This window comes from Streptomyces sp. NPDC087300 (assembly GCF_044744425.1).
Classification (GTDB): Bacteria; Actinomycetota; Actinomycetes; order Streptomycetales; family Streptomycetaceae; genus Streptomyces.
Window position 1 is genome coordinate 473,572 of the sequence record NZ_JBIUYI010000004.1, and the last position, 19,860, is coordinate 493,431.

The window sequence follows — 19,860 nt, forward strand, 5'->3', positions numbered from 1 at the left end:
CGTCACGGTGAGATCCGTTTGAGCAGCCGCTCGTGCTCGTCCTCGGGGACCTGCTCGCCGGAGGACGGCAGGAGCTGCGGGACCCCGTCGACGATCGGATAGCGGCGCCGCAGCCGGGGGTTGTACAGGGCCTCTTCGAGGACCGGCTCGGCGCCGAGCGGATCGGCCGGGCTCAGCAGGTGCAGCGGGCCCTTGTCCAGTGGGCAGGCCAGGATCTTCAGCAGCGGGTCGTCGGGGTTCATCCGCTCGTCAACTCCTTGGTGGGGGGCGTGGGTCGGGGAGCCGTGCCGTCGTGCTTCGGCATGGCGAGGAGCACGCAGACCGCGAGGACCGTGCCCGCGATCCGCAGCGCGAGCCGCACCGGCTCGTGCGGCAGCGCCTCGCCGAACGCCAGCGTCCCGAGTACCGCCGTGAACAGCGAAGTAACCGTCGTGCACACCGGGACGATGAGCGAGGCCCGGCAGCGCTGGAGCGCCGCCTGCGACATGACCAGGCCGAACGCGCCGGTGAACAGGAGCAGATACGGGTACGGGGAGCGCAGCAGATCAAGCAGCGCGCCGCCGATGCCCTCCGTCGTCAGATAGCTGGACACGCCCTTGATGGCCAGCGAACTCACGCCGTACAGCAGGCCCACCGCGACCCCGTACTCGACGCCCGCCGTCGGCTGCCGGTGCCGGTGCTTGGAGCGGCGCTCCGCCGAGCCGTACAGCCAGACGCCCGCCGCGAGCGACGGCAGGCACACCGTGAGGACCAGCGGCACGGGCGCGCCGTGCCCGACCGTGTCGGAGTTCTCGCTCAGCGAGAGGACCACCATCAGGAGCGCCAGCAGGATCGCCCCGACCGCGTACCGTTCGCGGCCCGACGTCTGCTCGCCGAGCAGCACCGAGGAGAGCAGCAGGAGCAGCACGAGGCCCGAGACGAAGATGCCCTGCGCCGCGGCGATCGGCAGCGTGCGGTAGACCGCGAGCTGGGCGCCGAAGCCCGCGGCGAGCGCGAGGGAGCCGCCGATCCACAGCGGGCTGCCGAGCACCTGGCGCAGCAGCCGGGCCGGATTGCGCACGCTCACCGACGGCATCGCCGTCAACGCCCGCTTCTCCAGGACGAATCCGGTGCTGTAGAGCACGTTCGCGAGCAGCGCCGCGGCCACACCCCACCACATCGGACTCAAGTCCTTCGGGCGTGCAGCAGCAGGATCGACGCGGCGCTCGGCACGGCGCAGGCCAGCCGGTCCAGGGCGCGCAGCGGGCGCGGCACGCCGTGGAAGGGGGCGCCGGTCAGGCCGGTCACGTGAAAGCCCGCCGCCGTCACGAACTCGCGCAGCGCGCGGGCCGTGTACAGGCGCAGATGCCCCACCACCTCCTTGCCGGGGCGGCCGTGGATGCCGCGCAGGCTCACCTCGGAGAACACCGGCTGCACGCCGGCCAGGAGCAGGCCCCGGTTGTACCAGGCGGCGAGGTTGGGCGTGGACAGCATGAGGTGCCCGCCCGGCCGCAGCACCCTTCTCAGTTCGTCGAGCGCGCTGTCCGGGTCGACGAGGTGCTCGATCACCTCGCTGAACAGGACGGCGTCCGCCGAGCCCGTCGCGAACGGCAGCCCGCCGTCGGTGAGTTCACCGCGTACGACGTACGGGAGGTGGGCGTGGGCGCGCTTCAGGGCGTCCTGGGACCAGTCGACGCCGATGAGGCGGTGCCCGGCCAGGAGGGGTGCCGCGGTGGCCGCCGCCGTGCCGTCACCGCAGCCGATGTCCAGGATGGTGGCGGGGGCGGTCGGTGTCGTGGGAGAGGTGGCCGGGCCGAGGGCGGCGGCCAGGATCCGGGCCTGGCGCAGCGTGCGGGCGTCGCCCGATGCCACGGGGACGGCCGGGTTCTCGTAGAAGTCCCGTAGGCCCGGCCGGTGTTGCTCGGTCGTCTGCGCCGTCACTTCGGGCCCTCCTCCGTGTGTTCCGTCGCGTGCAGGTAGTGCTCGAACAGATCACGCAGATGTGCCCCGTCGCCGTGGCTCAGCAGCGTCCTCGACCAGCGCAGCGCGAGGTGCAGCCGGCCCGCCGTCGACGCCGTCGTCACGGTCAGGCCGCGCGGCATGCGGGCGGGCGCGGAGAACCACACGGCGTGGGCGCGGCCCGCGTCGCCGAAGTCCAGGGCGTACGGGATGCGGCCGATGTTGCTCAGCAGGGTCGTGGACGTCCAGGGCGCGGCCGCCCTGCGCAGGCCCCTGGTCACCGCGGCCCGCAGGGCGACCGGGAGCACGGGGGCGGTCAGCAGCGCGGCGCCGTGGCCCAGTTGGGGGCGGGCCAGGGCCTTGAGGGCGCGGGTGCGGTCCGAGGTGCGGCGCAGCAGGTCGCGGATGGCCTCGGGGGTCCAGTCCCGGTCTGCCAACTCCTCGGCACCGAAGGGCACTTCGACCAGGCGGGTGCCGTTGCCGATCGGCATGCCGGCGTCCCTGGGCCGGTCGTCCACGGGCATCGTGATGCGGAACGGGCGCGGACCGGCGCCGTGTTCGCGGTTCCAGTGGGCGATCATCAAGGCCGTGGCGACCATGAGCTGGTCGTTGACGGTGAAGGGGGAGCCCTTGGGGCGTCGCGGCACGGGGAGCTCCACGACGAGCATGCCGTTGCCGGGCGAGGGCTCCGGGCTGCCCTTGGCCACGCGGGCGGGCGGACTCCAGCCGGAGGGGGCCTCGGGCGCGGGCGGCTGCTCCTGGGTGCCCTGGTCGGGCGTACGGGTGGGGGGCGCGGCCGGGGAGTTGTCCTTGCCCCCGTAGATCTCCGCCGCCGTGGCCAGCACGCGCAGACAGGCCGGGCCGTCCAGGGCCGTGTGGTTGATCGTCAGGAACAGGACGGAGCCGGTGGCGGGCGCCTCGTCCGCCGCGGGCCCCGTCGTGGGGTGCTCCGACGTGGAGCGCTCCGTCCCTTCCGGAGCGGGGCCTTCCGCGCGGCCGGGTTCCGCCGTCACCACCTCCAGGCGGATCGGCGGTGAGGAGGCCAGGGGCGGCGCCTGGGACAGGGCGCGTTCCCTGGCGCGCTTCAGGGCGTCCCGTTCCGGGGGCGGGAAGGAGACCGGCTCGGTGTCGGGCTCCGCGGTCAGCTCCCACTCGTAGCGGCGCCGGTACCACGGGCCCTTCGCCTCGCGCATCAGGATGCGCGGGTGGCGGCGCAGGGCCTCGTGGAAGGCGGCCCGGAGGCGGTCCGGGTCCGGGGTGCCCGGCAGGTGCACTTCTATGTGGACGGTCTCCGGCTCCTCCTCCTGGAGGCAGTGCCGGGAGACCTCGTCCACGACGGGGAACGGCACGCGCAGGGGCGGTCCTCCGCCGTCCGCCTGGTGTGCCGGGTGGTCGAGTGCGGTCATGTGTCCTTCCCCGTGTCCGGCGTGCTGGTCCGTTGCCTGCGGCGCGGGAAGCGGATCGTGGCCCGTCCCGACGGGGCCGGGTCCGGCTGTCCCGATGCGGGGCCCCTGGCCGAGACTGTGGGGCCCGCCGGGCCGTTGTCACCGCGTCTGCGCTGGGGGAGCGGGGGCGCCGCGGGGGTGCCCAGGTCCCGGTCGGGGCCCAGGTTCAAGGTGGCGGGGTTCGACGGGGCGTAGGGCGGTGGCTCCGGTGGCCGCTCCTGCTCCAACGTATCCACGGTGTGCGGGCGTGTCTGCTCCCGCACGGTCACCAGGGCCGCGAACAGGGCGATGAGCGCGAGGAGTTGGGCCGTCGGGCCGAACGCGCCCGCGTCGGACGCGATGGGCTCGCCCGCCCCGGTGGCCGCCGCGATGCCCGCGCCCGCCATCGCCACGAAGGCGATCGGCACCAGCAGCGCGTGGCGGTACCAGGCGAGCAGGGCGAGGGCCGGGACCAGCAGGGCGAACGGGCCCGCGACGACCACGGCCACGAGCGTCAGCGCCACCGCGCCGAGGACCGGGCCCGGGGCCGGCGGGGCCGGGGCGGGCGCGTCCGGGTTGGGGTCGCGGCGGCGGATCAGGACCAGGCCGATCAGGCCCAGGACCGCCACTCCGGCCAGGATCAGGCCGATCTCGTAGATCTGCGAGGGCTCGTAGGTGAGCTTGACCGTGCCGCCCTCGCCCTGCGGCACCAGCCAGGCCTGCTGCCAGCCGTCGAGCCGCAGCGAGGTCAGTTCCTTGCCGTTGAGCGTGGCCTTCCAGCCGTCGTTCACGTTCTCGTACGTGCTGAGGTACGAGGCCGCCCCGGAGCCGACCGTCAGCTCGCGGCGGTCGCCGAGCCAGTCCTTGATCTCCAGGTCGCGCGATGCCTTGTCGACCTGGCCCGGGGTGCCGGTGGTCAGCGAGGCGTCCATGACCGTGAGCGGACCCGCGTCGCCCGTCTCCACGCTGTGCGCCCCGGCGTCGAGGCTGACGGTGGCCGCCTTCCTGCCCTCCTGGCAGAGCGTGATGTCCACCGGGCGGCGGTCCGTGAGGTCCTGGACCTTGCCCTTGGCGCTGGTCTCGAACAGCTCGCCGTCGACCGACATCGTCGGGCCCTGGCCGCAGGGGAGGCTGAAGGTGTCGGTGGGGTCGGGCTGGGGCGTGCGGTACTTGTCGAGGGCGGGGACGTAGACCTCGGTGAGGCCCACGGGGAGCTGGAGGTCGTCGTCCGCCACCGGGTTGTGGACGGTCAGCGGCGCCGTCTCCGTGATGGTGATGTCCATCTCGTCGGTGGTGATCGGGGCGAAGCGGGCGTTGCCGTTCTCGTCCACGCCCGCGGTCGCCGCGCCGTCCGGCGAGCTGATCTCGATCTTCTCGGGGCGGGTCGAGAGGCCGCCCGCGGCGGGCAGCACGATCTCGCCGACCGGCTGCTTGTCCGGCCACTTGAGGTGGATCACCGGGCGGTTGGTGGTGCCCGCGATCCAGCCCGTCGTCAGGTCGCCGTCGGTCAGGTTGCGCGGGGACAGGCCGCTGCCGAGGCGTGCGGTGGAGTCCGCCGTCGCGATGATCTGCTGCCGCTGTTCGGGCGCCACCTTGTAGAGCAGCTCGTCCAGTTCCCTGCCGGGCACGGCGACCGCGCTGGCCTTCACCTCGTACTCGCCGTCCGCCGCCGTGGTGAAGCGGCGGTGCAGGCCCGACTCGGTGTTCACCTGGGAGAGGGCGCCCGGGTCGGACGAGCGGTGCAGGGAGTAAGTGGTCGACCGGGCGTCCGTCGACTTCGCGGCGTCCGTGGGGAGTTGGAGGAGCTTGGTGACGCGGACGTCGGGGAGGCTGATCTCGGAGAAGCCCGCGCCCGTCAGGCCGGGCTGGGCCTCCTGGGTGTCCAGGATCGTGATCTTGATCCACTTGGTGGAGCCGGCGACGGCCTTGACCCGCTGGGGCGTGCCGTCGGGCTGGAGGTTGCTGGTGACGCTGCCGTGCGACGTCTCCACGCGGATCCGGGTGGGCGCCGAGCGCGCGCCGCCGTCCTGCGGCAGCGGGGTGACGCGGAAGGCGGACGGCACGTCGATCGCCGCGTTGAACTCGGCCTTGAGCCATTCGCCCTTGCCCGAACCGGCGTTGCCCTCGGCCCAGGCGGTATCCGGGTTGCCGTCGAAGGCGTTCACCGGGTCGTACTGCGGCAGGTGGAAGAGCCAGTTGCCGTAGGAGGACGCCGTCACCGACTTCGCGCCGCGCAGCTCCGCCGTCGTCTGGTGCTCGATGCCCTTCGTCGGCAGGATCTGGTGCGGCTTCTTGCCGGGGTCCTGGAGCGCGTCGGGCGCGTTGCGTTCGTCGCGGCCGTACGTGTACGAGGTGTTGGAGTTGACCAGACCGAAGCGGGTGTCGGCGCGGCGCAGGCCGTCACCGACCGCCTGGAGGCCGGGAGTTCCGACGCCGGGGTGGTTGTCGCCGGTCAGGACGGCCGGGCGGTCGCGCATGGCCGGGTCGGCGGAGAGCGGCAGCAGGGACTCGGGTCCGCCGCTGACCACCGCCGTGTTCGACACCGGCTTCAGGCTCGCCTGGCCGGGGCGCTCGGCACCGGAGGCGGGGGCGTAGATCTCCACCGCGCGCTGGCGCGGATAGAGGCCCTCCACCTGGAGGGGGGTGTCGTTCGGGATCCTGCCGCCGGTCTCGGTCGGGCCGAAGCCGGTGACGCGCCGGTAGCCGGACTCCGTCAGGGTGCGCTTGACCGTCGAGGTCGGCACGTTGCCGATCTGGTCGGGGTCGAGGTCGTTGCGTACGACGACGTAGTGCAGCCCCGCGCGCGACAAGTAGTCGTGCAGGCCCGGGACTTCGGAGCCGGTCATCAGCGCCTGCTCGACGGCGTCCATCGCGCGCCGGTTGCCCGGCGTGCCGAACGGCACGTAGTCGCGCTGCGCCCAGCGGGAGTCGGCGAGCACGTCGAGCGGCTGGTCGATGGGGGAGCCCCAGGTGTAGATGCCGTGCGCGGTCGCGGGGACCACCAGGGCACGCGAGTCGGGGGAGTACTTCTCCAGCCAGTCGGCGGTGGTCTGCCAGTACGTGGGGAGCTTCTGGAACGAACCGGGCTGCAGGATCGAGCCGTTGAGGTAGGGCCAGGCGAGTCCGGGCAGCACGAGGACCGCCGCGATCAGCGGCGCGTAGCGGCGGCCGCGCACCGGGCGCGCCCCGCGGGCCTGGGCCGCGACGCCCACCAGGTGCATCAGGCCGAAGACCAGCGCGAGGGCGAGGCCCGGCTGGAACTTGTAGATGTTGCGGAACGGCACGAGCCCGCCGTTCAGCCACGACTGGACGGTCCCGTGGAAGGGGGCGCCGAACGCGCCGCCGTACCCGGCGAGGGTGACCAGGACGACCGAGAGGACGGTCAGGACCAGCCAGCGCCGCTCCGGCAGGTCACGCCGGGCCAGGCCCGCGAGGCCCAGGGCGGCGGCGAGCGCGGAGCAGACGATCGTGACGACGGCCGTCGCCACCGTCCAGCCGGCCGGCAGCCACGCCTCGCCGAAGTGCAGATAGGCGACCCAGTTTCCGGCGCCGCGCAGGGTCTCGGTGGCCGACATCGTGCCGGTCGTGGTCGCCGAATTCTCCACGTACGGAAGGAAGTTCTCGCCGTAGATGCCCAGCATCAACAGCGGGATCACCCACCAGGCGGTGGCCAGGACGACCCCGGGCACCCACCAGGTGATCAGCTTGCGCTTGCGCGGGCCGTTCGTGCGCGAAAGGAGATAGAGGCCCACGGGGAGCAGCGAGGCGAGCGTCGCCGCCGCGTTCACGCCGCCCATGAACGGGATGATCAGCGCCGAGCGGCTGGCCGCGATGCGCGCGCTGACCCGCTCGTCGGTCAGCGGAAGGAGCACCCACGGCAGCACCGCGCCGGGCAGCGCCGCGGCCGACGTCGAGCCGACCACGACGGTGAACGTCGGCCACAGCGCGTACGCCGCCGCGCCGAGCAGCCGGCTAGGCCTGCTGCCGATGCCCAGGCGCTCGGCGAGCCGCAGCGCGCCCCAGAAGGCCGCCGCCACGATCAGCGAGAGCCAGAGCCGCTCGGCCAGCCACACCGGCAGCTGCACGAGCTTGGCCAGGCCGTAGAACGGCAGCATCGGGAAGGTGTAGCCCGCGTACTGGTCCTGGATGCCGCCGAAGCCGCCCCTGTCGTGCCACAGCTGGCCGAGATCGGAGAGGAACTGCCAGGGGTCGACGGCGACACCGAGCTTGGTGTCGAACGTCATCCGCCCGGGTTTCACCGCGAGGAAGAGCACGAACACCACGGCCCAGAACCCCAGGAGCCAACGCCGCGAGCGCGGCCCCCCCGAGGGTTCAGGCGCCTGGGTGGTGGGCCTGACGGCCGCCGGGGGTGGGGCCTGGACCGTGGTCATGGACACCGCCTGAGGATGAGGAGAAGGTTCCAGGTCGCGAACTCGCGCACACCGGGGACCTTGGTGACGGCCCCGGCCAGGAACGGCCAGTAACGGGAGCGCGCCGACACCACGGCCACGTCGTCACGGCCGCGCACCTGGCGCAGGGTCGTGCCGACGTGGTGGGCGTAGAGGTTCTCGCCGAGGGTGTGTTTCGCGGCCTTGCCGGTACGTCTTTCGTAGCGGGCGCGGGCCCGGTCGGCGCCCAGGTAGTGCCAGGGCGCCCACTCGTGACCGCCCCACGGGGAGAGCCAGTTGGTGAACGAGACGTAGATCAGACCGCCCGGCCTGGTGACCCTGACCAGCTCGCTCAGGAAGGTCTGGGGGTCGTCGACGTGCTCCAGGACGTTCGAGGAGAAGGTGACGTCGGCGACGCCGTCCGCGAGCGGCAGCAGATAGCCGTCCGCGACGACCGCCCCCTCGGGCGGCTTGGTGCCGTGGGCCGTCATCTCCGAGAGGTCCGGCTCGAAGAGGAAGCTCTGCGCGCCGCGCCGCCGGAACTCCTCGGTGAAGTAGCCGCCCCCGCCGCCCACGTCGACGACGACGCGGTCCTTCACGCGTCCGTACGCCTCGACCTGGTCGGCGGCGTCGCGGGCGAGCAGGGTGTAGCAGTGCTCCGGCTCCCGCTGTTCGTTCAGGAAGGCCCGGAAGAGGGTGACGGAGCGCCGCAGCGAGGGGTCCTTCACGGGGACCCCTGGGGGGCCTGCCGCAGGGCCACGGCCTCGGTCGCCACCGCCTGGAACTGCCGGACCGTGTTGGCCCAGCGGAACCCCACGGCACGCTCGCCCGCGGCCTTGCCGAACGTCTCGCGCCGCTCGGTGCTCAGCGCCAGCGTGCACCACGCGGCGGCGAAGGAGCTCTCGCCGGGGGCCAGTAAGCCGGTGACGCCGTCCTCGACGGCGTCGCGGACCCCGGGGACGTCGAAGCCGATCGCCGGGGTCGAGCGCGTCGCCGCCTCGGTGATGACGAGGCCCCAGCCCTCCACGGCCGACGGATGGAGCAGCAGCCACGCCTCGCAGAGCAGCCTGTGCTTCTCCGCCTCGGAGACATGGCCTCTGAACTCCACGCCGGGCCCCGCGAGTTGTTCGAGGCGGCCGCGCTCGGGCCCGTCTCCCACGATCACCAGGCGGCCGCCGGTGACGGGTCTGACGCGCTCCCACAGCCGCAGCAGCAGATCGATCCGCTTGTACTCGACGAGGCGTCCCATCGCGAGGAACAGCGGCTCGTCGGAGCGGGCGTGCAGCGGCCCCGGCTCCTCGACGCCGTTGTGCACGATGCGGATGCGCTCGCGCTCGACCCCGATCGTGCGCAGGGCCGTGGCCGTCGACGGCGAGACGGCCACCAGCAGATTGCCGCGCTGCGCGCCCGAGAGGGCCCAGTGTTCAAGTCTTCGGCCGAGCCTGGCCGCCGGGGCGAGCGGGCCCTGGAAGCGCATCCCCCACAGGTCGGTGTGGACGTGGTTGACCAGACAGAGGGTGGGGCCGCGGTGCCACAGCGGCGCCAGGTACGGCATGCCGTTGCAGACCTCGACCAGCAGATCGCAGTCGCCGACCTGCCGGGTGAACGCCGAGCGCGCCCGCAGGTAGTGGCCGAGGTCGCCGCCCGCGGACACCACGCGGTAGTCGCGGAAGGCGGCCGGGCCCCCGCACAGCAGGGTGACCTGGTGGCCCTGCTTGCTGAGCCCGTCGGCGAGCTTGTCGACGAGGAGTTCGGAGCCGCCCGCGGCCGGATTGCCGAGGTCGCGGTGGGCCAGGAAGACGATCCGGCGCGGCTGTGGGGGAGGCGCCGGAAGATACTCCGCGCGGCGTGGGGCGGCCGCGCGCAGCGAGGACGGTACGTGCTGGGGCATGCGTGCTCCAACTCGTCTCAGGGTGCGGAACTGTGGGGGGCGGTCGGGCGGAACGGTCCTGCGGTGGTGCGGCGGAGCGATGGTGCGGCGGAGCGGTCCTGCGATGGTGCTGCTCGTGCTGCCGTGCCGTGCTGCCGGGCCCGCCGCGCAGCCGTGGGGGCGCTGTGCGGAGGTGCTGTGCCCGGCCTGTGGGCGCTGTGCTCGGCCTGTGCGGGGGCGGTGCGCGGACTGTGCTCGGGTGGGGTGGACAGTTTTCGCCGCCCCGTTCTGCGCGGCTACTCACCGAGGTGACAATTTCCGGGCTTTTAAGAGCTGACGTCTCATCACATCGTGGTGGGTTGCAGGGCGGTTGGGGACGTATCAGGATTCGGACCGCCCGGCTCCGCCGATTCATCGCCCCTTCCACGGCCGTTCGCCCCGTCGTCGTTCCGCCCGCGCAGAACCAGTACGATTCCGGCCACCGCGAGCAGCGCGCCGAGGATTCCCGCGCTCACCGGCAGCGTCTGCCCGACCAGCTTCAACCGGCTGCTGTCGTCGTCCGCGAGCTTCACCTGGGCCTTCTGCGTGGCGGGGGTGAACGCGATCCGCTCGCTGTCGAGCAGCACCGTCGAGTCCTTGCTCGAACCCGGCGCGCGCAGCGTCTTGCGGGGCCCGATCGCGGCGTAGATGATCCGGCCCGTGCGCTGGTCGGCGACCAGCTCGATGGCGTGGTTGGCGTAGTACTCGTCGGCCATCACCTGGCTCTTCTCCGGCTGCCCGACCATCAGGCCAGGCACCTGCCGGGTACCCGTCTTGGTGGCCTTCACCGAGCCGGTGAACCGGTAACCCTCGTACCCCTGGATCTTCTTGGTGCCCCGGTAGGTGAGCGGCACCGTCGCCCCCAGCGTGCCGTCCCACCAGCGGTAGGAGCGCTTCTCCAGGTCGAAGGGGAACTTCAGGTACGCCTCGCCCTCGAAGTACGGCTCCTCGCCGCAGCAGTGCACCGGCGCGTTGGTCTTCCGGTCGGTGACCCAGCGCTCCAGGGTCCACTGGAGGGAGTCGTGCGGATCGGCCGCGGGCAGCGACTTGTCCGGATCGACGGAGGTGGACACGTCCCAGATCGCGCGCCCGCTGTCCTCGCTGTCCTCGACGTCGCCGCGGACCTGTCGGGTGATCGTGAGGTTTTTGTCGTGGACCGTCTTGACCTTCTCGGTGTCGAAGTAACTCCCCTTGCCCTTGAAGACGGTGACGACGTCGATGTCCACGGGCGTGCGTTTCGCGCGTGGCTCCACGTACCAGGCGAGCATCGGTGCAAGGACCAGAAGGAACGCGCCAAGACCGAGAAGGATCAGGGAGAGCGGTGAGGCCGTGCGGCGCATGGGGTCACTCCTGGGCTGAGGGCGGGAGAGTGTTACCGAGCCGTATGGGCCGGGAACCGTAGGCGCACCCTTGACGAGGTGTCAATGCATTGCAGAGACTGGGCACTTGCCGGACGGGGCCCGGCGCGTGGCGTGCGACCAGGACCGCGTACGGATGCGGCCGGGGCGCGCGCGAGGACCGTGTGACCAGGGTGGGGACGACCTCCGACCGAGAGGCTGACCCTCGCATGCACCGACTGCTCGCCGCTTCACTCACCGTCGCCGCCGGGGCGCTGCTCGCCGTGGCCGCCGCGCTCGGAGTCGTCGCGCTGCTCAACGCCACACCGGATCAGCCCAACACACCCCTTGTGCACTACGAGGCACCCACGCGGGGGCAGTGAGTGACCGTGGCCGCGACCGACACCGAGACCTCGCCCGCCGCCGAAGGCCAGGCCTCCGCCGGCCGCTCCGCCTGGCGCGACGTGCCCCCGATGCAGGTGCGGCAGTTCGCCGCGCTGGCCATGGAGGAGGTGCCCGCCCTCGCCCACGACATCCTGCGGGAGATCCGCGCCGAGTACCCGGGGCTGCCCGTCGTGCTCGACGACTCGGGCGAACCGATGGCGCTCATCGGCATCCGCCGTGCCCTGGAGGGCTTCGTCCAGCAGCTCGCGTCCCAGGAGGGGCGTCCCCGCTACCACCTGGAGGTCTTCCAGGAGTTCGGCCGCGGCGAGGGACTGCACGGCCGCAGCCTCGACTCGCTCCAGGCGATCTACCGGCTCGGCGTGCGCCTGGCCTGGCGCCGCCTCGCCGAGATCGGCCAGCAGATCGAGATCCCGCCGCCCGCCATGTACGAACTCGCCGAGGCGGGCTTCGAGTACCTCGACGGCCTCGTCGACCAGTCCGTACGCGGCTACGCCGAGGCCGCGGCCCGCGAGGCGGGTGAACGGCTGCGGCTGCAAAGGAAGTTGATGGAGCTGCTGCTCGCCGAGCGGCGCCCCGACGGCGGCGGCCCCGTGCACGGCACGCTCGCGGGCCCGCTGCCCGGCTCGGGCCACGGCACTGCCTCGACGGCGGGACACGCCTCCCTCGGCAACGGCCTGGGCGAACGGGCCGCCCGGGTCGGCTGGCAACTGCCCGAACGCGTCGCCGTGGGCGTCCTGTTGCGCCCCGCGCGCGAGGCCGTCGCGCCCGCCGTCGGACAGGGCGTACTGCTCGACATGGAGGCCGAACAGCCCCGCATGGTCGTGCCCGACCCCGACGCCGCGGGCCGCCCCGAACTCCTTCGCCGCGCCATGGCGGGCTGGTCGGGCGCCATCGGGCCGCCGGTGCCGCTCGCCGACGCGGCGAAGTCGCTGCGCTGGGCGGAGGCGGCGGTCCGGCTCATGGAACGCGGGCTGCTGCCCGCGGGCGAGGTCCTGCACTGCACCGAGCACACCGAGGCGCTCGTGCTGCTCCAGCCCGAGGAGCTCATCGAGGACCTGGCCCGCCGGTGCCTCGCCCCCCTCGCCCACTGCGGACCCGCCCACGGCCGCCGCCTCGCCGAGACGCTCCTCGCCTGGCTGGAGACCCGCGGCGGCGCACCGGAGGTGGCGGCCCGGCTCGGCGTCCACCCGCAGACGGTCCGCTACCGCCTGCGCCAGATCAGGGAGCTGTGGGGTGACGAGATCGACGACCCCGACCGCCGCTTCGAACTCGAACTGGTCCTGCGGGCGCGGCGGCTGCGAGGGCAGCTGGGCAGGGCATAGCGCCGGGCTGTTCGATCTCGCACACAACTTTCACAGGGGCGGCTTCCACTGTTACCGGCGCGGCACCTAGCCTCCATGCCTCATGGACTACTGCCACCCGTGCCGCAGGCACCTCAACGGCGCCCTCGCCTGCCCGGGGTGCGGAACTCCCGCCGAGTCCTGCCGGGAGTACGCGCGGTCCGTCGCCGCCGAGCGGGAGGAGCCGGCGGAGCGCGGGGACGCGTACGACGAGGAGTCCCCGCGCACGCGGGGGCGCGGTCGTGGCCGCCGGGTGCATCGGCGCCGGCGCCGCAAGGTCCTGCTCGTCACCGCGGGGCTCGCGCTCGCGGCGGGTGGGCTGAGCCTGGCGGAACTCGGTACGGAGGGGGCCGCGGAGGAGCCCGCGGTGGCCTCAGCACCGGACGAGGCCCCTCCGTCGCCCACGGCCGACGACTCGTCGCCGTCGACCCCCTCGGCGTCGCCCCCCTCCGCCGCCACCACCGCTACCGCCCCCTCCACATCCTCTGCCTCCCCCGGGCGGGAGACGAAGGATGCGAGGAAGCCCCCCGCCAAGCGCACGACACCGAGCCAGCCCGGCGACGCCCCCACCACCCCCTCCCCGCCCACCTCACCAACCACCCCCGCGCCCCACCCCACCTCACCCCCGGCCACATCACCGCCCCACACCCCGGAACCGTCCCCGTCGGAGACGTGTGACCGGTTCTTGTGGTGGTGTACATAGCGTCGACTGCATCCTGCGGGCGCGTCGTGGTTGCTCGCGCAGTTCCCCGCGCCCCTGATCGGGGCCCACCTGTCCGGCGCCGAGGGGGACATGCTTTTAGGGGCGCGGGGAACTGCGCGAAACCCCGTGTGACCCGAGCCTTACGGGGGCAGGGAGGTTAAGGGGCGCGGGGAACTGCGCGACCGGCCCCGCACGGCACGAGCCCGACGTGCAGGTCAGCCCCGGAGCGGACCCTCACGCCCCCGCACCGAGCATCCTCCGCAAAAGCCCCCGCAAGGAAACCCGCTCCTCCCGCGAAAGCTCAGCCAACGGCTCGCGCGCGAAGTCGAGGGAGTCCCGGAGCCCCCGCGCCACCCGGACCCCCTCCTCCGTCGGCGCCGCCAGCTTCACGCGGCGGTCCGCCGGGTCAGGGCGCCGTTCGACGAGGCCCCGCGCCTCCAGGCGGTCCACGATCCCCGTGATGTTGGACGGCTCGCACTTCAGTTTCTGGGCTATCCGCCGCATCGGCATCGGCTCGACGGAGAGCAGCCCGAGCACCCGCGCCTGCGCCCCGGTCAGCGCGTGCTCGCCCGCCGCCGCCTCGTACTCCTCGTAGTAGCGCGCGACGACCGTGCCGATCAGCTCGACGACTTCGAGCGTCAGCGGGTCGGCGCGGCGGTCGACGGAGGCGTCGGACTCGGCGCGTTCGGGGGAGCTGCTGGTGGCCATGGTGCAAAGGCTACCCGTTTACTTGACAACATGAAATATCTAGGAGCATGGTTGTTTCAGTACGTGAAGCATTTCTGAACGTGAAGCATTCTGAGGCAGCGAGCGGCGGCCCGAGCCGGCGCCGGCCAGTAACTGGAGGACGCCCCCATGTCCGTCACCCCCGAGCAGCTCCCCTCCGTAAGCCGCGAATGGCACCTCGTGCGCCGCCCGAACGGCTGGCCCGTGCCCGAGGACTTCGCGCTGCGCGAGGCCCCCGTGACCGCCCCCGCGGAAGGCCGCGTCCTCGTCCGGAACCTGCACTTCTCCGTGGACCCGTACATGCGGGGCCGGATGAACGACGTGAAGTCGTACGTCCCGCCGTTCCAGCTCGACCACCCCATGGAGGGCGGCGCGGTCGGCGAGGTCGTCGCCTCCAACGCCGAGGGCTTCGCGGTCGGCGACCACGTCCTGCACTTCGCGGGCTGGCGCGAGTACGCCTCGGTCCCCGCCCAGCACGCCACCAAGGTCGACGCGGCCGCGGCCCCGCTCTCCGCCTACCTCGGCGTACTAGGCATGACGGGCCTGACCGCCTACGCCGGGCTCCTGGAGGTCGCCTCCTTCAAGGAGGGCGACTCGGTCTTCGTCTCCGGCGCGGCCGGTGCCGTCGGCAGCCAGGTCGGCCAGATCGCCAGGCTCAAGGGCGCCTCGCGCGTCATCGGCTCGGCGGGCTCGGACGAGAAGGTGAAGCTGCTCGTCGAGGAGTACGGCTTCGACGCGGCCTTCAACTACAAGGACGCCAAGCCGGTCGTCGAGCAGCTCAAGGAGGCCGCCCCCGACGGCGTCGACGTCTACTTCGACAACGTCGGCGGCGAGCACCTGGAGGCCGCCATCAGCCGCATGAACGTGCACGGCCGCGCCACCATCTGCGGCATGATCGCGGGCTACAACGACACCGAGCCCACCCCGGGCCCGCGCAACCTCGCCATGGTCATCGGCAAGCGCCTGCGCCTGGAGGGCATGCTCGTGCAGGACCACAGCGCGCTCCAGCCGCAGTTCGTCAGCGAGGTCGGCGCGTGGGTGCGCTCCGGCGAGCTCAAGTACGGCGAGACGGTCGTCGAGGGCGTGGAGAACGGCGTGGACGCCTTCCTCGGCATGCTCCGCGGCCAGAACACCGGCAAGATGATCGTCTCCCTTGGCTGAGGCACCGGAGGCACCGGAGGCACCGGCGCACCGGAGGCATCGGCGGTACGACGGCACCGGCTCCGTGGACAGGTTTCCGGTATCCGATAACCTAATTCCACAAGCCGTGGTTGTGGGCGCGCACCACGTCACATCTCAGGAGGAACAGGCACCTATGTCCATCCAGAAGATCGACGTCAAGTACACCGCTGTCGCCACCGCCGAGAACGGCCGCGACGGCCGTGTGGCCAGCGACGACGGCAAGCTCGACGTCGTCGTGAACCCCCCGAAGGAGATGGGCGGCAGCGGCGCGGGCACCAACCCCGAGCAGCTCTTCGCGGCCGGCTACAGCGCCTGCTTCCAGGGCGCCCTCGGCGTGGTCGCCCGCAAGGAGAACGCCGACATCTCCGGCTCGACCGTGACCGCCAAGGTCGGCATCGGCCAGAACGAGGCCGGCGGCTTCGGCCTGGAGGTCGTGATCACCGCCTCCATCCCGAACGTGGACGCGGCCACCGCGCAGTCCCTGGTCGAGAAGGCGCACCAGGTGTGCCCCTACTCGAACGCCACGCGCGGCAACATCAAGGTCGAGGTCTCGGCTGCCTGACCGCGGTCGTACGTCACGGAGGGCCGCACCCCGGCGGGGGTGCGGCCCTCCGTCGTGCTCCGGGCCGAGCGGCGGGCCGGATCAGCCCGTCGCGAGCGCCGCCTCGTGCACCGCGCGCGCGAGCCGCGCGTTCTCGGGCGCGGGACCGCCGGGGAACGCGAACCGCCGCCGGGTGTAGCCGTACGCCAGACCGGCCCGCGGATCCGCGAACGCCTGCGAGCCGCCCGCGCCGCTGTGCCCGATCGAACCCACGCCGAGGAACGGGTACCAGACCTCCGAGGTGGCCTGGAAGCCGACCGCGAACGCCTTGTGGGTCCGCGCCACCAGGTCGTACCCGATCGACTGGACCTGCCCGAACGCGGCGAGCGTGTCCGGCTTCAGGAGCGCCTCGCGCCCTTCGGCGCCGGTGGCCGCCGCCGCGTACATCCCCGCGAGGCCGCGCGCGGAGGCCACGCCACCGGCCGAGGCGGGCCCCTTGGCGCGTACGGCACGGGAGTTGGGCAGCGACTCCAGGTCGGTGGGGTGCGCGGCGTTGCGGTTGAAGGCGATCGAGTCGAGGGTGTGCGGCCCGGTCGGCCGCGCCTCGATGAGCTCCCGCTGCTCGGGCGTCGGGACCATCGGCAGGACCGAATGGAAGCGGCCCTCGTGCTCCTCGGGCAGGCCGAGGAAGAAGTCGAGCCCGAACGGGGCGCGCACCCGCTCCTCGTACACCTCCTGCAAGGTCCGACCGGTGGCGCGGAACACCACCTCGCCGGAGAGTGCCCCGATGGAGAGCGCGTGGTAGCCGAACGCGGCGCCGGGGCGCCAGAACGGGCGCTGCGCGGCCAGGCGCGCGGCGATCACCCGGTCGTCGGCGAGCTCGTCGGGCGAGAACCCGGCGTCGGCGCCCACGACGCCCGCGCGGTGCGCGAGCAGCTCCCGCAGGGTCACGGCACCCTTGCCCTCGGCGGCGAACTCCGGCCAGTAGTGGGCGACTTCGCGGTCCAGGTCGAGCACGCCGTCCTGGACGAGCAGGGCGACGACGAGGTGGGCCGCGCCCTTGGTGGAGGAGTAGACCCCGTACAGCGTGTCGCCGTCGGTGTCGGGCCCGACCCACAGGTCGACGACCCGACGACCCCCGACGTACGCGGCCAACTGGCCCGCGTAGTGCGGCTCCTCGACCGCGAGGACGGCGGTGAACTCGTCGCGCACGCCCTCGTATCCGTCGGCGACGGTGCCCTGTACGCGGATCTCACGGGTCATGGTGATGGCCTCCAGGGTGGCGCGGCGGAATGATCTCCACCCGATCAACCGCCGCGCCACCGTGGGTATTTCCAGGCTTCAGCCGACCGTCAGCAGGGCCCTTCCGACCTGCGGGAACACGCCCTTGGGATGGTCGCGGAAGAGCGGTTCCGTGCCGAAGAGGACCACGTCCGTGCGGCCCGCGGTCCCGCTGATCACCGAGGCCCGGCCCGCGGCGGCCACGGGGCCTCCGGTGCCGTCCTCGGTGGCCCGCCAGTGCCCGGACAGCAGCGGATTGCCCGTGCCGTACTTCTGCTCCACGCGCACTCCGGGGCCGAGGTCGGTGAACCACATCGGCGCGTAGACGAAGCTGTGCTCCGGAGCACCGCCGGTGATCGCGCCGCCCGAACTGGTCACCCGCACCACGCCGTTGGCGTCGCCGTTGCCCTCCACGGGCTTGGCGGCGAGCAGCTTCGCGTCGGCGTTCAGCCCGGCGCCGGTCGCGCCCCGCCCGACCAGGCCGCCGCCCCGGGCGAGGAACCGGTCGAGCCCGGCCTTCGCCGCCGCGTTCAGCTCACCGCGGTCCAGCCCCGCCGATACGAAGAGGACATCCGCCTTCTTCCAGTCGAAGCCCACGTTCAGCACGGCGTTCGACACCGGCACCACGTCGAAGTTCATCTCCCGCAGCGCGAACAGCTCACCCGGCGTGACGGCGGCGGCGACCCGGGTGCGGTGCAGCGCGGCGCCGCCCTTGGCCTTGGTGGCGTCGAAGGACACGTCGTACTTCTTGGCCGCGGCGGTCGCGGCACGGCGCGCGGACGACGGCAGGACGGCGCTCCCGTCACGGTCGCGGCGCACAGAAACACCCTGCGACAGAAGGGAGTTGAGGGCCGCGATCTCGCGCGGGTCGTCGAGTCGCAGGCGCAGATCGCCGCGCGGGGCGACGTAGCCGACGCGGGAGGCGGCGTGCACCGGCCGGGCCCGGACGCCGTCCAGGTCACCGCCCTTGACCACGTCCACGCTCGCGCCCCACAGCCGCCCGAGGCTCCAGCCCGAGATGTCGTACATGGTCGACACCTTGTCGCTGATGTCCCGGCCGTCCGCCAGCATCACGTTCGCAAGGCCCCGCTTGGGCTGGTGCATGTCGACGACGTACGAGCCCTTCGGGTACGTGCGGCCGCCGAGCCGGAAGGAGTCCTTCGCGCGCTCCACGCGTACGTCGTTGGCGAGCAGATGGTCCACCAGGCGCGCGGCCGCCGTCGCCGAGCGCTGGCCACGGCCCTCGGCCGGAATCACGTACGCGCGCGGGAACTCGGTCGTGTAGACGTCCTCGGGACCGATCCCCGGCACGCCCGGCACGGTCTCCTCGGACACCGGCACCTGCTTCGCGCCGGTCGCGCCCCGCCGGAAGACCTCGATCTGGTCGGCGATGACCGAGCGCCGGTGCGCGGCCGTGTAGTCGAGGGTGGCGCGCATGGCGGCGCCCGCGATGTCCACGTTGATGGCGGCCCTGCGGCGCAGCTCGGCGGCCGGCTGGGTGTCGTACTCCTCGTTGTTCACCTGCATCGGGAACTCGATGGTGTGCGTGGCGACCGCGCCGTGGAACGGCATGTACTGCGGGGTGAAGATCGGCGGCCAGTCGTCCCAGCCCTCCTGCTGGTCGCGGAAGGGGATGACGGGCGGCTTCACGCCGTCCTTCTCCTCGGTGTAGCCGAGGCCCTTGATGGCGGCCTCCATGCCGAGGGCGTTGGCGTAGGAGTTCTTCAGGAAGAGGTCGTACTCGTAGTTCTCGCCGTGCGGGGGAGTGGTCGGCTCGATCAGCGTGCCGTTCACGTACCCGTGCAGGTCGATCATGACGGCGGGCTGCTTGGCGACGGCGATCCGCCGGACCGCGCGGGCCTCGGGCTGGGACGCGGTGATGAAGTCGCGGTTGAGGTCGAAGCCGTTGGCGTTGGCGCGGGTGCCCGCGATGCGCCCGTCGGGGTTGGTGGTGATGTTGAAGTAGAGGCGGTTGTGGGCGAGGAGGTCCTCGCTCTTCGCGTCCTTCGCCTTCGCGAGCTTCTCGATGAGCTTGAGGGCCGCGTCGGTGCCCTCCCACTCGTTGCCGTGGATGTTGTTGTTGATGAAGACCGGCGTCTTGTACGAGGACTTGATCGCCTTGTCCTTGGCCGCCGCGGCGGGGGAGTCCTCGATGCGCTCGCGCATCCGCTCCTGGCGGGCGGTCTCGCGCGCGGACTCGGGCGCGGTGACGGTCACGAGATAGAGCTGGTGCCCGCCCGCGGAGCGGCCCGCGATCTCCACGCTCACGCGGTCGCCCACGTGTTGCAGGGCGTTCAGCTTCGGGGCTATGCCGCGGTACGGCGTCAGCCCCAGTTTTATCGACTTGTCGGCCGGATTCTCCGGTGGCGGATCGAGCTTGCGCACGCGGGGATAGCCGCGCCCCCTGTCACCGGTGAGCTCCGGGGCCCCGGCCTCCGCGAGGGCGCGGCCCGCGGCCTCCGCCGGGGACTTGGCCGCCCGGTCGGCACCCAGCGGCGAGCCCTCGCGGGTGACCGGGCGCGGCGTCGGGTCCGCGGTCGCGCTGCCCGGGGCGAGCGCGGTGAACAGCAGCGCGCCCGTGGCGGCGGCGGTGGTGACCAGAACGGGTCTTGATGGCCGGGACATACCCATATGTACCTCCGGGAGATCGTTGAGCGAGGTCTTACCGGTTCAACTCCCGTACAAC

Annotated in this window: 15 protein-coding genes; 4 read left to right on the forward strand and 11 right to left on the reverse strand. The window is 72.6% G+C overall.

Features of this window, described 5'->3' with window-relative positions; translation table 11 throughout:
• Nucleotides 1-2: 2 nt before the first annotated feature.
• From ACIO9J_RS17910 to ACIO9J_RS17945, 8 genes are all read right to left on the reverse strand, one after another.
• Nucleotides 3-242: a Trm112 family protein gene (locus ACIO9J_RS17910; protein WP_401999743.1), complete on the reverse strand. Its 240-nt coding sequence runs from the start codon at nt 240-242 to the stop codon at nt 3-5.
• Nucleotides 239-1,147, reverse strand: coding sequence for a hypothetical protein (locus tag ACIO9J_RS17915; protein WP_402001062.1), 909 nt, complete (start codon nt 1,145-1,147; stop codon nt 239-241). The genes ACIO9J_RS17910 and ACIO9J_RS17915 overlap by 4 nt, the downstream gene beginning before the upstream one ends.
• Before the next feature lie 17 nt (nt 1,148-1,164).
• Nucleotides 1,165-1,920 carry a class I SAM-dependent methyltransferase gene (locus ACIO9J_RS17920; protein WP_401999746.1) on the reverse strand — a complete coding sequence of 252 codons (756 nt, stop codon included), beginning with the start codon at nt 1,918-1,920 and terminating at the stop codon, nt 1,165-1,167.
• Nucleotides 1,917-3,344 carry a condensation protein gene (locus tag ACIO9J_RS17925; protein WP_401999749.1) on the reverse strand — a complete coding sequence of 476 codons (1,428 nt, stop codon included), beginning with the start codon at nt 3,342-3,344 and terminating at the stop codon, nt 1,917-1,919. Before ACIO9J_RS17925 ends, ACIO9J_RS17920 begins: the two co-directional genes overlap by 4 nt.
• Nucleotides 3,341-7,753 (reverse strand): alpha-(1->3)-arabinofuranosyltransferase family protein, encoded by a 4,413-nt coding sequence (locus tag ACIO9J_RS17930; protein WP_402001065.1) that lies wholly within the window; start codon nt 7,751-7,753, stop codon nt 3,341-3,343. The genes ACIO9J_RS17925 and ACIO9J_RS17930 overlap by 4 nt, the downstream gene beginning before the upstream one ends.
• The gene (locus tag ACIO9J_RS17935; protein ID WP_401999751.1) at nt 7,750-8,478 is read right to left on the reverse strand and encodes a class I SAM-dependent methyltransferase; all 729 of its coding nucleotides are present in this window, start codon (nt 8,476-8,478) and stop codon (nt 7,750-7,752) included. The genes ACIO9J_RS17930 and ACIO9J_RS17935 overlap by 4 nt, the downstream gene beginning before the upstream one ends.
• Nucleotides 8,475-9,641: a glycosyltransferase family 4 protein gene (locus tag ACIO9J_RS17940; RefSeq protein ID WP_401999754.1), complete on the reverse strand. Its 1,167-nt coding sequence runs from the start codon at nt 9,639-9,641 to the stop codon at nt 8,475-8,477. Before ACIO9J_RS17940 ends, ACIO9J_RS17935 begins: the two co-directional genes overlap by 4 nt.
• Before the next feature lie 323 nt (nt 9,642-9,964).
• Nucleotides 9,965-10,999 carry a DUF3068 domain-containing protein gene (locus tag ACIO9J_RS17945; RefSeq protein WP_401999757.1) on the reverse strand — a complete coding sequence of 345 codons (1,035 nt, stop codon included), beginning with the start codon at nt 10,997-10,999 and terminating at the stop codon, nt 9,965-9,967.
• Nucleotides 11,000-11,226: 227 nt separating this feature from the next.
• On the opposite strand from ACIO9J_RS17945, the gene ACIO9J_RS17950 reads away from it, so the two are divergent.
• Nucleotides 11,227-11,379, forward strand: a complete 153-nt coding sequence (locus ACIO9J_RS17950; RefSeq protein WP_401999760.1) for a hypothetical protein — start codon at nt 11,227-11,229, stop codon at nt 11,377-11,379.
• Between the two features lie 90 nt (nt 11,380-11,469).
• Nucleotides 11,470-12,723, forward strand: a complete 1,254-nt coding sequence (locus ACIO9J_RS17955; RefSeq protein ID WP_402001068.1) for a helix-turn-helix domain-containing protein — start codon at nt 11,470-11,472, stop codon at nt 12,721-12,723.
• 955 nt (nt 12,724-13,678) lie between these two features.
• Here ACIO9J_RS17955 and ACIO9J_RS17960 read toward each other — a convergent pair.
• Nucleotides 13,679-14,152 carry a MarR family winged helix-turn-helix transcriptional regulator gene (locus ACIO9J_RS17960; protein ID WP_401999763.1) on the reverse strand — a complete coding sequence of 158 codons (474 nt, stop codon included), beginning with the start codon at nt 14,150-14,152 and terminating at the stop codon, nt 13,679-13,681.
• A 147-nt stretch (nt 14,153-14,299) separates the two neighbouring features.
• On the opposite strand from ACIO9J_RS17960, the gene ACIO9J_RS17965 reads away from it, so the two are divergent.
• Nucleotides 14,300-15,331, forward strand: coding sequence for an NADP-dependent oxidoreductase (locus ACIO9J_RS17965; protein ID WP_401999766.1), 1,032 nt, complete (start codon nt 14,300-14,302; stop codon nt 15,329-15,331).
• 154 nt (nt 15,332-15,485) lie between these two features.
• Nucleotides 15,486-15,914, forward strand: a complete 429-nt coding sequence (locus tag ACIO9J_RS17970) for an organic hydroperoxide resistance protein (RefSeq protein ID WP_401999769.1) — start codon at nt 15,486-15,488, stop codon at nt 15,912-15,914.
• A gap of 81 nt (nt 15,915-15,995) precedes the next feature.
• Here ACIO9J_RS17970 and ACIO9J_RS17975 read toward each other — a convergent pair whose 3' ends face one another.
• Nucleotides 15,996-17,156, reverse strand: a complete 1,161-nt coding sequence (locus tag ACIO9J_RS17975) for a serine hydrolase domain-containing protein (protein ID WP_401999772.1) — start codon at nt 17,154-17,156, stop codon at nt 15,996-15,998.
• 78 nt (nt 17,157-17,234) lie between these two features.
• On the reverse strand, nt 17,235-19,805 hold the full coding sequence (locus ACIO9J_RS17980) for a M14 family zinc carboxypeptidase (protein WP_401999775.1): 2,571 nt from the start codon (nt 19,803-19,805) through the stop codon (nt 17,235-17,237).
• Nucleotides 19,806-19,860: the final 55 nt, after the last annotated feature.

Excerpts from the sequence above, each read along its gene's own strand:
- ACIO9J_RS17980 (WP_401999775.1), bottom strand. The coding sequence starts at position 19,805 with ATGGGTATGTCCCGGCCATCAAGACCCGTTCTGGTCACCACCGCCGCC.
- ACIO9J_RS17970 (WP_401999769.1), top strand. The coding sequence starts at position 15,486 with ATGTCCATCCAGAAGATCGACGTCAAGTACACCGCTGTCGCCACCGCC.
- ACIO9J_RS17945 (WP_401999757.1), bottom strand. The coding sequence starts at position 10,999 with ATGCGCCGCACGGCCTCACCGCTCTCCCTGATCCTTCTCGGTCTTGGC.
- ACIO9J_RS17950 (WP_401999760.1), top strand. The coding sequence starts at position 11,227 with ATGCACCGACTGCTCGCCGCTTCACTCACCGTCGCCGCCGGGGCGCTG.
- ACIO9J_RS17955 (WP_402001068.1), top strand. The coding sequence starts at position 11,470 with ATGCAGGTGCGGCAGTTCGCCGCGCTGGCCATGGAGGAGGTGCCCGCC.
- ACIO9J_RS17940 (WP_401999754.1), bottom strand. The coding sequence starts at position 9,641 with ATGCCCCAGCACGTACCGTCCTCGCTGCGCGCGGCCGCCCCACGCCGC.
- ACIO9J_RS17965 (WP_401999766.1), top strand. The coding sequence starts at position 14,300 with ATGTCCGTCACCCCCGAGCAGCTCCCCTCCGTAAGCCGCGAATGGCAC.
- ACIO9J_RS17930 (WP_402001065.1), bottom strand. The coding sequence starts at position 7,753 with ATGACCACGGTCCAGGCCCCACCCCCGGCGGCCGTCAGGCCCACCACC.
- ACIO9J_RS17910 (WP_401999743.1), bottom strand. The coding sequence starts at position 242 with ATGAACCCCGACGACCCGCTGCTGAAGATCCTGGCCTGCCCACTGGAC.
- ACIO9J_RS17960 (WP_401999763.1), bottom strand. The coding sequence starts at position 14,152 with ATGGCCACCAGCAGCTCCCCCGAACGCGCCGAGTCCGACGCCTCCGTC.
- ACIO9J_RS17925 (WP_401999749.1), bottom strand. The coding sequence starts at position 3,344 with ATGACCGCACTCGACCACCCGGCACACCAGGCGGACGGCGGAGGACCG.
- ACIO9J_RS17975 (WP_401999772.1), bottom strand. The coding sequence starts at position 17,156 with ATGACCCGTGAGATCCGCGTACAGGGCACCGTCGCCGACGGATACGAG.